This window comes from Anoxybacillus sp. CHMUD (genome assembly GCF_013096965.1).
GTDB classification, from domain to species: domain Bacteria; phylum Bacillota; class Bacilli; order Bacillales; family Anoxybacillaceae; genus Anoxybacillus; species Anoxybacillus kestanbolensis_A.
This window is the reverse complement of sequence record NZ_SDLG01000006.1, coordinates 105,801-119,204: the sequence shown is the minus strand read 5'-3', so window position 1 is coordinate 119,204 and position 13,404 is coordinate 105,801. Positions and strand designations below refer to the sequence as shown.

General features: G+C 41.0%; 11 protein-coding genes. 2 read left to right on the top strand and 9 right to left on the bottom strand.

The features are described 5' to 3' along the window. Nucleotides 1-38 precede the first annotated feature (38 nt). Nucleotides 39-1,880 carry an alpha-amylase gene (gene amyS, locus ETB99_RS06140; protein ID WP_171700197.1) on the top strand — a complete coding sequence of 614 codons (1,842 nt, stop codon included), beginning with the start codon at nucleotides 39-41 and terminating at the stop codon, nucleotides 1,878-1,880. Nucleotides 1,881-1,954: 74 nt separating this feature from the next. On the opposite strand, the gene tagU is transcribed toward amyS, so the two are convergent. The 7 genes from tagU to ETB99_RS06105 form a co-directional block, all read right to left on the bottom strand. Beyond that, nucleotides 1,955-2,872: a polyisoprenyl-teichoic acid--peptidoglycan teichoic acid transferase TagU gene (tagU, locus tag ETB99_RS06135; RefSeq protein WP_171700196.1), complete on the bottom strand. Its 918-nt coding sequence runs from the start codon at nucleotides 2,870-2,872 to the stop codon at nucleotides 1,955-1,957. A gap of 520 nt (nucleotides 2,873-3,392) precedes the next feature. After that, on the bottom strand, nucleotides 3,393-3,671 hold the full coding sequence (locus ETB99_RS06130; protein WP_171700195.1) for a hypothetical protein: 279 nt from the start codon (nucleotides 3,669-3,671) through the stop codon (nucleotides 3,393-3,395). A gap of 202 nt (nucleotides 3,672-3,873) precedes the next feature. Further along, nucleotides 3,874-4,752 (bottom strand): ROK family protein, encoded by an 879-nt coding sequence (locus ETB99_RS06125; RefSeq protein ID WP_171700194.1) that lies wholly within the window; start codon nucleotides 4,750-4,752, stop codon nucleotides 3,874-3,876. Nucleotides 4,753-4,778: 26 nt separating this feature from the next. Next, a complete protein-coding gene (gene manA / locus ETB99_RS06120) occupies nucleotides 4,779-5,738 on the bottom strand; it encodes a mannose-6-phosphate isomerase, class I (protein WP_171700193.1) in 960 nt (319 codons plus the stop codon). Nucleotides 5,739-5,757: 19 nt separating this feature from the next. Then, nucleotides 5,758-6,216 carry a PTS sugar transporter subunit IIA gene (locus ETB99_RS06115; protein ID WP_171700192.1) on the bottom strand — a complete coding sequence of 153 codons (459 nt, stop codon included), beginning with the start codon at nucleotides 6,214-6,216 and terminating at the stop codon, nucleotides 5,758-5,760. Between the two features lie 14 nt (nucleotides 6,217-6,230). Next, nucleotides 6,231-8,180: a BglG family transcription antiterminator gene (locus ETB99_RS06110; protein ID WP_171700191.1), complete on the bottom strand. Its 1,950-nt coding sequence runs from the start codon at nucleotides 8,178-8,180 to the stop codon at nucleotides 6,231-6,233. Nucleotides 8,181-8,254: 74 nt separating this feature from the next. Further along, complete coding sequence (locus ETB99_RS06105) at nucleotides 8,255-9,661, bottom strand: PTS fructose transporter subunit IIC (RefSeq protein ID WP_171700190.1); 1,407 nt, start codon at nucleotides 9,659-9,661, stop codon at nucleotides 8,255-8,257. 136 nt (nucleotides 9,662-9,797) lie between these two features. Between ETB99_RS06105 and gloA2 the strand changes: the two genes are divergently transcribed. Further along, nucleotides 9,798-10,181 (top strand): SMU1112c/YaeR family gloxylase I-like metalloprotein, encoded by a 384-nt coding sequence (gene gloA2 / locus ETB99_RS06100; protein ID WP_171700189.1) that lies wholly within the window; start codon nucleotides 9,798-9,800, stop codon nucleotides 10,179-10,181. An 18-nt stretch (nucleotides 10,182-10,199) separates the two neighbouring features. Here gloA2 and ETB99_RS06095 read toward each other — a convergent pair whose 3' ends face one another. Then, nucleotides 10,200-11,942 (bottom strand): phospho-sugar mutase, encoded by a 1,743-nt coding sequence (locus ETB99_RS06095; RefSeq protein WP_171700188.1) that lies wholly within the window; start codon nucleotides 11,940-11,942, stop codon nucleotides 10,200-10,202. 87 nt (nucleotides 11,943-12,029) lie between these two features. Continuing rightward, complete coding sequence (locus tag ETB99_RS06090; RefSeq protein ID WP_171700187.1) at nucleotides 12,030-13,403, bottom strand: sugar phosphate nucleotidyltransferase; 1,374 nt, start codon at nucleotides 13,401-13,403, stop codon at nucleotides 12,030-12,032. Between the last annotated feature and the right edge of the window lies 1 nt (nucleotide 13,404).

Sequence of the window (13,404 nt, the reverse complement as noted above, 5' to 3'; positions counted from 1 at the left end):
CGTTTGCACCTTTACTTCACATGAAAGGATGTGTATAGATGAATAATGTGAAAAAAGTATGGTTGTATTATTCTATAATTGCTACCTTAGTTATTTCCTTTTTCACACCTTTTTCAACAGCACAAGCTAATACTGCACCTATTAACGGAACAATGATGCAATATTTTGAATGGGATTTACCGAACGATGGAACCCTTTGGACAAAGGTGAAAAATGAAGCCGCAAATCTTTCTTCGCTCGGTATTACAGCGTTATGGCTTCCTCCAGCGTATAAAGGAACAAGTCAAAGCGATGTCGGATACGGCGTGTACGATTTATATGACCTTGGGGAATTTAATCAAAAAGGAACGATTCGAACAAAATACGGAACAAAAACACAATATATTCAAGCCATCCAAGCTGCCAAAGCCGCAGGGATGCAAGTATATGCAGATGTTGTATTTAATCATAAGGCGGGGGCTGACGGCACAGAATTTGTCGATGCGGTTGAGGTAAACCCTTCTAATCGAAATCAAGAAACATCTGGAACATATCAAATTCAAGCATGGACAAAATTTGATTTTCCCGGTCGTGGAAACACATACTCGAGTTTTAAATGGCGTTGGTATCATTTTGACGGTACCGATTGGGATGAAAGCCGAAAATTAAATCGGATTTACAAATTCCGCGGTACAGGAAAAGCATGGGACTGGGAAGTCGATACAGAAAACGGAAACTATGATTATTTAATGTTCGCTGATTTAGATATGGATCACCCTGAGGTTGTGACAGAATTAAAAAACTGGGGAACGTGGTACGTCAATACTACAAATATCGATGGATTCCGCTTAGATGCCGTAAAACATATTAAATACAGCTTTTTCCCTGACTGGCTAACATATGTACGTAATCAAACAGGAAAAAATTTATTTGCCGTTGGGGAATTTTGGAGCTATGACGTCAATAAGCTGCATAATTACATTACAAAAACAAATGGATCGATGTCATTATTTGATGCACCTTTGCATAACAACTTTTATACCGCTTCCAAATCGAGTGGATATTTTGACATGCGTTATTTATTGAATAATACATTAATGAAAGATCAACCTTCACTCGCTGTAACACTTGTCGATAACCACGACACGCAACCAGGGCAATCTTTACAGTCATGGGTCGAACCTTGGTTTAAACCGCTTGCTTACGCCTTTATTTTAACAAGACAAGAGGGGTATCCTTGCGTATTTTACGGTGATTATTACGGAATCCCTAAATACAATATCCCAGGGTTAAAAAGTAAAATCGATCCGCTTCTAATTGCTCGTCGTGATTATGCTTATGGGACACAACGTGATTACATTGATCATCAAGACATTATCGGTTGGACACGAGAAGGCATTGATGCAAAACCGAACTCTGGACTGGCGGCTTTAATTACCGACGGTCCTGGCGGAAGTAAATGGATGTATGTCGGCAAAAAACATGCCGGAAAAGTATTTTATGATTTAACCGGAAATCGAAGTGACACAGTAACGATTAATGCAGATGGTTGGGGAGAATTTAAAGTAAACGGAGGCTCCGTCTCAATTTGGGTGGCTAAAACGTCAAACGTCACATTTACAGTCAATAACGCCACAACAACAAGCGGACAAAACGTATATGTTGTCGGCAACATTCCAGAGCTAGGCAATTGGAACACCGCCAACGCGATTAAAATGAACCCATCTTCTTATCCGACGTGGAAAGCAACAATCGCTCTCCCACAAGGAAAAGCTACTGAGTTTAAATTTATTAAAAAAGACCAAGCTGGAAATGTAATATGGGAAAGCATTTCTAATCGAACGTATACCGTTCCTTTCTCATCAACCGGATCATACACCGCTAGTTGGAATGTACCATAAGCATATGTTCATTCACATGAAAAACATACATTTTTGTGTAGTTGTAAAGAAAAAGGATGTCCCCCGAGACATCCTTACTTTATTCCTAAATGCTCCTTCAACCGTTGCGAAATGGCTATACGTTCTTCCTCTGGTACAATCAAATAGTAAATCCCATTTATTTTTTGACCTTTTCCTTGTATGTGTAGCTGCTCGATATGACGTCGTGCTTCTTTATAGTTCGCTTGAATTTGTTTCATGTCATCAAACGTTAAATTTGTTTTTATATTTTTCCCAATTGCTTCGAGTATATCATTGTAGTTTGCTAGGGAAGAAAAGCTTGCCCCTTTTTTAATAATCGCTTCAATCACTTGTTTTTGCCGATCTTGTCTGCCAAAATCGCCACGTGGATCATCATAGCGCATACGAGTGTATTTCAATGCCTTCTCACCATTTAAGGTAATTTCCCCTTTAGGAAACGACTCTCCTTCATATTCAAATGAAAAAGCATTATTTACTTTTACACCGCCAACGGCATCTACGATATCTTTAAAGCTTTCCATGTTCACTTTAATGTAATAATCAATTGGAATGTCTAAAAATTGTTCGACCGTCGCAAGCGTCATTTCCACCCCACCAAAAGCGTACGAGTGGTTAATTTTATCCTCTTTCCCTTTACCGACAATCAATGTGCGTGTATCTCGCGGAATGCTTACCATTTCTATCGACTGCTTTTTCGGGTTTACTGTCATAACAATTAACGAATCTGCCCGACCGCGATCATTTTTTCGTTCATCTACCCCAATAAGCAAAATCGAGATCGGTTGTTTTTCTGTAAACGATAGCTCATCTAGGCGTTTCTCTGACCTCTCTCGCCCAATCGGCTCATGCATTTCATTCATCGTTTGTTGTAGTTTGTAATAAACGGAAAACACGTATCCCCCTACCAACGCAAGAAATACAACAATGGCTCCAATCCATATACGTCTTGTTCTCTTTCGTGCCGATTTCATCTGCATCTTCCTTTATTCATGGATATTTTCATGTGAAGCGTAGCATACGGCTTGAAAAAAGACAAGGAATGTTTTGTCATTTCCTCAAGAAAACATTTCACTCTCCAAATCAACTCGGCAAACATTTTTTGTGAGCATGCGATAAAACAGATCAACATTGGTGTATTTCAAGGGACGTTATGACTTTTTCACATGTTTCAATCACCTTGTGGACAGGATACAAGCATCGGTCTGTTTTGTTAAATTATTGATTTTTAGGATGGAGCGGTACATATTGATTATAACCATTATTTATTAAGAGGAAGAAGTAGTGTGAGTAAGTTCCTACAATGAGAAGAAAAACGCATGTTAATTTTACAATTGAACCTTTTATAAAGTCAGTTTCAAAACTACTAACTAAAATAAAATTTCTAAATTAATATTTATAGTTGGGGGACAAGGAACGTTCCACTGTCATTCATTTCGAACATGCATAAATTGCATCGCTAAATTCTCCAATGTCCCAAATTCCAATTCGTAATTAATAATGATTAAAACTCCGATTAGGATTATGCACAGGGTCTGGTACGTTTAAATCTGCTTGACGATCCCTCAATTGAGCAACATGTTGATAAATGGCACTCTCACTACAACGAGCAATGGTACTAGACTGCTCATGCGTTTTAATGAACTCTGCAATTTCTTTATCACTTTTTTCAGGAAAACGATCGAGGTAGTAATAAATACAAAGATTTTCTTCTCTTGTCCAATGAGGTGCCTTCACTTTTTTCACCATCCGATCTTCAAAATTTTTTCTCATTTATCATTTCGATAACTCTTCTCTCTATTCCTTCTGGATAAATAACTTTTTTGTAAATATGATACTTATTTGTATAATATAGTTTTTTACTAACTTAAAATATTGAATATTCAGTTTTTTATCAAAAAATAAATGGCTCTAAATCAAGCATATATTCCAAAAAAAGATTCCCATTGTATAGGACATCTTTTGAATAACATTGTTATTTATCCCCCAACGCCTGTTTCGCAAGTGCTAAAGCTCCGCATATACCTGCGTTATCTCCTAAACCAGGTCGTGTAATGTAATCATGAATATGTTTTAAAATCACCTCATGTTGTACATATCCGTTCAGATGATTTAAAACGTGACGGTGAATGCGAGGTAGCAAGGTGGATTGTTTCGCTACCCCTCCCCCAATAATTACTTGTTCCGGAGATAAAACTAAAATGTACTGTGCGATCGCTTGCCCTAAATAAAAAGCTTCGAGCTCCCACACTTCATCTTGTTCAGAAAGGTCAGCGCCTCGTTTCCCCCATCTCTTTTCGATCGCAGGGCCGGAAGCTAGCCCCTCTAAACAATCGCCGTGAAACGGGCAAATGCCAGAAAACGTATCATCTGGATGGAGTCGAACGAGAATATGTCCCATCTCTGGATGGAGTAATCCGTGAACGAGACGTCCCTCGACGATCGCCCCAACACCAATGCCTGTCCCCACCGTCATATAAATGCAACTGTTTTTCCCTTTTGCTCTTCCCCAAAACAATTCTCCTAACGCTGCTGCATTTACATCCGTATCAAATCCGATAGGGACGTGAAAGTATTTTTCAATCATGCCAACAAAATTAAAATTGGACCAATGGGGTTTTGGTGTATTTGTAATATAGCCATATGTTTGGCTTTTCCTATTTAAATCGACTGGACCAAACGTCCCGATCCCAATCGCGTCTAGTGAATAGCTCTTGAAAAAGTCAATAACCTTTTGCATCGTTTCTTCTGGCGCAGTCGTTGGGAACTGGACACATTCATGTATATTTCCTTCACTGTCGCCAACAGCACAAACAAACTTCGTGCCACCCGCTTCAATCGCTCCTAAATACATTTCTTTTCACCTGACTTTCGTAAACATCATTTCCTCCATGTTGGTGAAGAAACAATACATTGCAAATTCCCTTGTATCGTAAAACGATCGAACGAATGGGGAATGAGAAAATGGTCCCCTTTTTGTAACGGATATGTCTCTTGTGCTGTACAAAACTCCCCTTTTCCATCTAGAACGCTAACTAATAAAAAATAATCCGTTTGTTCAACGCTCCATTCGCGCTCAATATCCCATTTTTGTACGGTAAAATACTCGTTTTGAACAAATGTTGTAATCTTCGCCTCGGTTGTTTGTATCACATGTGGTTCGTAATACATATCGACATGTGGAACGGTAATAACATCGAGCGCTTTGTCTAAATGTAATTCCCGTTTGTTTCCATGTTCGTCTACACGATCGTAATCATACATCCGATATGTCGTATCTGAGCTTTGCTGTGTTTCGAGTACGAGCGTTCCTTCGCAAAGCGCATGTACCGTACCACTTGGGACGTAAAAAAAGTCCCCAGGACGAATCGGCACTTTCCGAAGCAAGTCATGCCACCGACCTTCTTCCATCATTTGTTGTAACTCTTCTTTTGTTTTGGCATGGTGCCCGTATATTAACTCTGCTCCTTCTTTACAGTCAATGATATACCAGCACTCTGTTTTTCCTAATTCTCCATTTTCATATGTACGAGCATATTCATCGTCTGGATGCACTTGCACCGATAAATCAGCATTCGCATCTAAAATTTTCGTCAATAATGGGAAACGATCCGATGGAAAATGACCAAATAACTCTGGATGATCGTCCCATAACTCACCTAACGTCTTACCTCGAAATGGTTCGTTTATCACAGTCGTCTGCCCGTTCGGATGTGCAGAAATTGCCCAACATTCCCCCGTTTGCTCTGAAGGAATATCATATCCAAACTGCTCACGAAGACGATTTCCACCCCAAATTCGTTCTTGAAACACAGGTGCGAAAAAAAGAGGTATGTTCATAATCCATCTCCTTCACCCATTAAGATTGAAACGTCTCAAATAATTGTAAAACATCTTCCACTTTTCGTACAGTTAATAACTGTTCCCTAAACGTCTCATCCATCAGCTTTCTCGCTAACAATTGCAAAATTTTCAAATGCTCATTTCCTGCATATCGTTCAGGCACTGCAATCATAAAAATAAGTTTCACTTTCTCCCCATCTAAACTATCCCAATCTACCCCCTCATGCTTCATACCAAATGCTAAACAAGGGTGTTTAACTGCATCACTTTTCCCATGAGGAATCGCAATTCCAAATCCAATTCCAGTACTTCCCTCTCTTTCCCGATCATATAATGCCTGTTTGTATTGTTCTCGATCAACTAATCCCCCTGCTTCATCGATCAATCCAATCATTTCTTCCATAATCTCATCTTTCGTTGTTCCTTCTAACTGTAATTTTACTAATTGCTTCTTCATTAATTGTGTCACTGTCATCCTACTCGACTCCTTTATAAACATTGATAAAATTCACTCGTTGTTTTCGCTTGTTTCAACTGCTTCAGCAGCTCTTCATCTTCCGATAGGGCAACTAACTCTTGAAATAATTGCTTCACGCGCTCTTTGTCTTGTATACCATTAGCCATCATAAAAACGAGCCTCACACGCTCTCCTCCCCAATCAATGGGCGTTTGCAAACGTCCAATCGCAATAGCCGGTTGGTGAATCAATCGCACTTCTCCGTGGGGAATGGCCATTTCGTTACCAATATACGTGGAAGAAATACTTTCTCGCTCATTCGCACTTTGTTTGTACAACTGATCTACATACCCTTGTTCATACAGCTGCTCCCCTAAATAAGTAATAACATGTTCACGCGTCTTAAATGGTAAATCGAGAAAAATCAATCGTTCATCCACTAACGCTTTAATCGTTCTGTATGATGGTTTTTCTTTTTGTTTGACTCGCAAATGAAACAGCTGATCTTTAACCATTTCTAACTCATGCTCACGAAGCAAAGGACTTACAATGACCGTTGGTACATTTGTATGAGGTGGCAACGGCACCGTACTAACTAAAAGATCGGGCTTTTTTTCTTTCATCGCTTTATATAACCGAGAAATGGAAGCAATCCCGACCACATCCACTTCAGGAAAAGCGGCCGCAAATTTTGCCTCTACAAAACGTGACGTCCCTGATCCCGTTGTACAAACGATAAGTACTTTCTTGCGCTCGTGTTTTCTGTGATGCATGCGTTCAAGCGCTGCTTGAATATGCAAAACAATATACGCAACTTCATCTTCAGGAATTGTTAACTGTATATCTTTCTCCATTTGTTTCATAAAAGAGAGCACCATTTCAAATGCATAGCGATACATCCGTTTAATTTCCCACAACATCGGGTTTGTAATCGCCAATCCATTTCGCAAACGATTCAACGTAGAATGGAGATGAATTGTCAATCCAAATAGTAACTCTTGGTCATTGAGTAATCGATCATCTATATGATTCGACATATACTCGATCAATAAACGCGCCAATCGCAATGCTTCCTCATCTATTTCACGGAAAAATGGCTCAACCCCGTCCTTTATATGTACTCGATCGTAACGAATGCGTGCGCCTAATAAATGTAACGCCATATATCCTACTTCTGCATCAGGAATTTTAATCGCTAACCATACCTCGATTTTTTGCGCTAACTGCTTAGCTAACTCATACTCTTTCTTTTTCTTTAACTCATGCAATTGGGTTGCATTCATTTGAATACGCCATCCTTGTTTTATGCGTTTCACCGCAATAGCAATATGAATGGCTAAACTAATCTTTGCTTCATCGGTTAACGGAAACGGTAACACAGCTTCCGTTTCTTGAACTTCCTTTTCAATAAAAGCTAATTCATACGGCTGCAATACATCAGCGACCATGTTCAACTGTTGCTCATTTAACATATAATGAGCGTGATCAACTAATCCCTCTACCAACTTTGCCAACGCCATACGCCAATTTTTCTCTTCCCCCTCGATTTTCAGCCCTAAATTCGGCTTGCGAACGAGCTGTAAATGGAACGGACGCAACCAACGATCCACACCCTCTAAATCATGATGAATGGTAGACTTGCTCATATACAGCTCATCTGCCAACTGTTGCATCGTAACCGGCTTGTCCGTCATTAACAACCGTTTCAACAACTGAAGTTGCCGTTCTTCCTCATCGCTTATATGTAAAAGATCTCGAAGCAACTTCTCTTTTGCTTCATCATCCCCCTTCAGACACACCCCTACACTCGGCTTTCGTTCGATCTTTAAAGTCGGATACTGTTTCAACCATTGATCTAACACCTTCAAATCATTACGGACGGTTTTCTCGGAACAATGCAAATCGTCGGCAAGTGAAGTGACAGATACATAATCATTCGCATCTAATAGCGCTTTTATTATTCTTTTATGCCGAGCAATCATCCTGTCACCACCATCCCTTAAAATTTACAAAGAAAGGAGGAATCCTCATACGACAGATTCCATCCTTTCCTCTATCACTTTTCTACATCTACCGGCTTTTTCACTGCATTTACAAGCAACGCTGTCACGATCATACCGATAACAATCGAAATGAAAAACATCGGCACATTATCTACAGCACGAAACACAGCAACAATTGGCCCTCCGTGTGGCACATGATCAGCAACATTACTTAACATCGCAATGACCGCACCGACCATGGAACCAATCATAATACTCGGAATAACCCGTAGCGGATCACGTGCCGCGAACGGAATTGCTCCCTCTGTAATTCCCACAAGTCCCATCGCAAGCGCTGCTTTGCCTGCCTCACGTTCTTCGTCTGTATATTTCGCCTTCCCTAATAACGTTGCCAAACCTAAGCCAAGAGGTGGAATGCAGATAGCTACCGCGATCGATCCCATAATGTTCGCATGTCCTTCTGCGATCATCGCTGAACCGAATAAAAACGCCACTTTATTGACTGGACCACCCATATCAAAAGCAATCATCGCACCTAAAACCATCGCCAAAACAACTTTACTTGCCCCTTGCATACTATTTAACCACGACGTTAATCCTTCCATGATTCCCGCAATCGGTTGCCCAATAACAAAAATAAATGAAGCCGCTACAAGCAGTGAAGATACAATAGGAATGACTAAAATCGGCATAATTGGCTGAATCATTTGTGGAACACGAATACGCTTAATGGCTTTTACGATATACCCTGCTAAAAATCCTGCAATGATACCGCCAATAAATCCAGCTCCTGCATCACTACCATAAAAACTACCGTTTGCCGCAATGTAACCGCCAACCATCCCTGGCGCAAGCCCCGGCCGATCTGCAATACTAACCGCAATAAAACCTGACAAAATCGGTACCATAAATGTAAAGCTAGCGACACCCACACTTAAAATACGATTCCAAATCGAACCTTCGGGAATGACTAATCCTTTTGCCGTTGGCTCTCCTCCGAGCGCAAGCGAGAGTGCAATAAGCAATCCGCCGATCACAACAAACGGAATCATATATGAAACACCATTCATCAAATTTCGATATATAGGGTTTTGCTTCTCATTTCGCTCTTTTTTCGCTTCCGCTACACTCTTCAGCTTCTCTTTTTCATACACCGGCACTTCGTTTCGCTCAAAGCGCGCAATCAACTCCTCCGGACGACGAATACCATCCGTAACCGACACTTCCAGCACCCGTTTCCCTCGAAAACGACTTTTATCCACTTGCTTATCCGCCGCAATAATCACCCCATCGGCCTGTTCAATATCTTCTCGTGTCAACTCATTTTCCACACCAATAGATCCCTGAGTTTCCACCTTCATCTCATGCCCCATCCGTTCAGCTGCTTTCGCTAGCTTCTCTGCTGCCATATACGTATGGGCAATTCCATTTGGACAAGACGTAATCGCTACAAATTTCATCCATCTCTCCCCCTTCTGTAAGCGCTTTATTTGTTACACTGTTATCATAACGGACAATCCGACCAACATTGTCACAAATTTTTACCGTAAATTGTGGTAAAATACAAATCATTACCGTGCAAGGGGGAGAAGACAAATGTTCACACAACTACATCACATAGCAATCATCTGTTCGAATTATAAACGCTCCAAACATTTTTACACACGTATTTTGCAACTACCAATCATTCATGAACAATATCGTGTCGACAAACAATCATATAAGTTAGATTTGCAAGTTGGGGATATACAACTGGAGCTTTTTTCTTTTGAGAACCCTCCAAAAAGACAAAGCTATCCAGAAGCATGTGGCTTACGTCATCTAGCATTTGCAGTAGATTGTATTGAGGAAACGATCGCTTATTTACAAGCGCATCACATTGAGGTCGAACCGATTCGTATCGATCCGATAACAGGGAAAAAGTTCACATTCTTTCAAGATCCCGATCAATTACCGATTGAGTTGTATGAAAGGGGATAGATGGGGAAGAGATCCCCATCACTTCATTTGATATAAAGCATCTTCCACAAGCGACATAACGGCTTGTTCAAGTTCGGCCAACAGCGCATCACTTTCTTGTTGTGACTTGCCTTTTACGCCAAAATAAAATTTCGCTTTCGGCTCTGTGCCTGACGGGCGAACACAAAACCATGAACCGTTGGCTAACTCATATTTCAACACGTTCGACCGTGGCAAGCGAAGCGATTGCTCTGTTCCGTTTTCCCATCGTTTGCCCACAGCGTAATCTTCCACCGCAACAACCGCTACACCAGCAACTTCACGTAACGGTTGGCTACGAAACGAAGACATGATGTGAGCGATTCGCTCTGCTCCTTCTTTTCCTTTTAACGTCAACGAACGCAATGATTCTTTATAGTAGCCATACTTTTCAAAAATATCCATTAGTCCTTCATATAACGTTTTCCCTTGTGCTTTATAATATGCAGCTACTTCTGCCGCAAAAATTGCCGACTGCACCGCATCTTTGTCGCGAACAAAATCACCGATTAAATAACCGTAACTTTCTTCATAACCAAATTGGAACGTGTATTCTTTCGTTCGCTCAAATTCGCCAATTTTTTCACCGATGAACTTAAAGCCAGTTAACGTATCGATCGTTTCCAATCCATAATGCGCCGCAATTGCCCGACCGATTTCTGATGTCACGATCGTTTTCAATACGACACCATTCTCTGGCAAGATGCCTTTTGCTTGTTTTTGTGATAGTAAATACTCTAACATTAACGCGCCCATCTGGTTGCCCGTTAAAACGACATACTCTCCTTTGTCGTTCTTTACCGCAACTCCAAGTCGATCGGCGTCCGGATCCGTCGCCATTAAAAGATCGGCGTTTATTTTTGCTCCATATTCGATCGCCAAGGCAAACGCCGCATGTTCTTCTGGGTTTGGTGAAGCGACCGTCGAAAAATTCGGGTCTGGTTGTTCTTGCTCTTTAACAACAGTAACGTTTTGAAATCCAAATGCTTCTAACCCTTTTCGGACAAGCATGTTCGCTGTTCCATGAAGCGGGGAAAAAACGATGCTCAAATCTTTTGCCACACTCGCCACAAGCTCTGGATTTAATTGAATTGTTTTTAACTGCGCAATATACGCCGCATCAATTTCTTCCCCGATATACGTCAACAGTCCCGCTTTAAGCAACTCTTGCTCACTCGCGACATCGACCGCTAATTCATCCTCTACCGCATTCACATATTCAATGAGCACATCTGCGACCGTTGGAGGGATTTGTCCCCCATCTTCGCCATATACTTTAAACCCATTATATTCGGGTGGATTATGACTCGCCGTAATCACAACTCCAGCGAACGCACCTAAATGCCGAACCGCAAAAGACAACTCTGGCGTCGGACGAAGTTCTTTAAACAAATATGCTCGAATGCCGTGTTTTCCTACCGTCTTCGCCACTTCTAACGCAAACTCAGGCGATTTATGCCGGGAATCATAAGCAATGACTACCCCACGCGCTTTTGCCTCTTCCCCTTTCTCGACAATGTAACGTGCCAATCCTTCCGACGCTTTTCGAATCGTGTAGATGTTCATCCGATTCGTCCCAGGTCCAATCTCCCCACGCATTCCGCCTGTGCCGAATTCTAAGTTTCTATAGAAACTATCTTCGAGCAGTTTTTCATCTGCTTGCATCGAAAGTAATTGCTGTTTTAGCTGTTCATCTAAATGTGGATATGAAAGCCATTTTTGTACTGTCGTTTTCCACGTCATATGCTGACTCCTCCTATGGATGTAGGTGGTGATAGATAAAACAAAAAAGAGGCTGCTAGAAGTTTATCTCTTCTAGCAGCCTAAAAATTAGTGACTTACAAATAAGCAATGTTGCTCGACTTCTTCCCATGTCATATAGATCCGAACAATATCTTCCTCAATTAACTGCGTACCTGTTTGCACTTCAATAAATTCTAAATCAGTAATCGCTTTAATTCCATGTTTCGCACCGACAGGAATTTCAAGCACATCCCCTGGCTTAACGCGGCGAATTTCTCCATTTAAAGCAAATTCCCCTTCACCTTTAATGATGGTCCACACTTCACTGCGATGATGATGCATTTGATAGCTTAAATTTTTCCCTGCGGTAACGCCGATTCGTTTTGTTAATACTTCTCGTCCATCTTCAAATTTTGTATAATCTAATACCCGATACCAACCCCAGCGACGTTCTTCGTACATTGGGCGCTGGTCAAAGTCGTTCACCAGTTCTTTAATTCGCGGGCTTGCGGCTTTATCAGAAACTAAAATTCCGTCCGGACTTACCGCCACAATCGCATTGGAAACTCCTAGCACGGTGACTGGAATGTCTAATTCATTAATTAAATGCGTATTCTCTGAATCGGCAATAATCCCTTTTCCAATTTGCTCCGTTGCCATTTCTTCCGTTAATGTATTCCATGTGCCAAGGTCTTTCCAATACCCATCATACGGCAACACAACAATATGCTTCGTCTTTTCGACCACTTCATAGTCAAAGCTAATTTTCGGAAGTCGCTCATACTGCTTCAATAACTCCTCATATTGAATCGGAAGCCCTTTTTCTTTTAATAACGAAATCATATAATCCAACTTAAACGCAAACACACCACAGTTCCAAAGCGCACCTTGCTTGATTAACTCCGCTGCTTTTTCTTCATTTGGCTTCTCTGTAAAATGACTTACTCTTAAATAATCACTATCACTAGATTTAGAAGCAGGAACAATATAACCGTACTTCGCCGATGGATACGTTGGTTCGACACCAATTAACGCCAAATCTGCTCCACTTGTCAGTACGGTTTTTTCTAAATCTTTTACTCTATCAAAAAAACGATCTTCGACATACGGATCAACCGGCAACACTGCAACGACTTCATTTAATCCAATTCCTTCGACGCTATATAAATAAACCGATGCAAGAGCGATTGCTGGAAACGTATCGCGCCGCATCGGTTCAATAATAATCGGTACATCAAACCCTAGTTGGCTTTGAATCATATCAACTTGAGCTTTGCTTGTCGCAATCACAGAGGAATCAGCTAGGCCGACATTTCTTAACTGACCCCATACACGCTGCACCATTGACTGTAGCTCACCGTTCTTATTTTCCAAAACCTTTAAAAACTGCTTTGAACGGGCATCATTTGATAACGGCCAAAGGCGTTTGCCGGAACCGCCGGAAAGTAATACAAGTTTCACT